The sequence below is a fragment of the Mesorhizobium sp. M2E.F.Ca.ET.219.01.1.1 genome (genome assembly GCF_004016445.2).
In the GTDB taxonomy this organism is placed as follows: domain Bacteria; phylum Pseudomonadota; class Alphaproteobacteria; order Rhizobiales; family Rhizobiaceae; genus Mesorhizobium.
Genome location: NZ_SADT02000072.1, coordinates 1 through 400, shown reverse-complemented (window position 1 = coordinate 400; position 400 = coordinate 1). Strand labels below are relative to the sequence as shown.

General features: G+C 57.8%; 1 pseudogene. It reads right to left on the bottom strand.

Annotated elements, in window-relative coordinates:
* Positions 1-137: 137 nt before the first annotated feature.
* Positions 138-400 (bottom strand): annotated as a pseudogene (locus EN862_RS36660) (cupin); the annotation flags it as partial.

Sequence of the window (400 nt, the reverse complement as noted above, 5' to 3'; positions counted from 1 at the left end):
GAACGTTGATGTCCATAATCTCTGTCCGTCTTAACGGCGATCAGAGCCAGTTGCTCCTTAGGCGAAGTGCATTGGCGCGGTCCTTTGTCCGCCCGCCATCGAGGCATCCAGAGGAAATGGGCGGAAGCGCTCAGCGCTTACCGAAATGCTTTCCAAATGTCGAAAAGCGCACCGCTGCCACCGTAGACGGGATCCTGTCGTGGTTTAGCGACCTTGAAAATGGTCTTGACGGCGTGGGCATGGTCCTCGCTCCTAGAACATTCATCGTATGTGCCGTTGGGCGGGTAGGCGCCAACCACGAGAAAGTCTTTGCTCGCCGCGAGGCATTGGTGACCAGTGCCTGCTGGCAAAATAGCGACGTCTGCCGCCTTGATGGTGAGCGTGCGGCCATGCTTGCCTC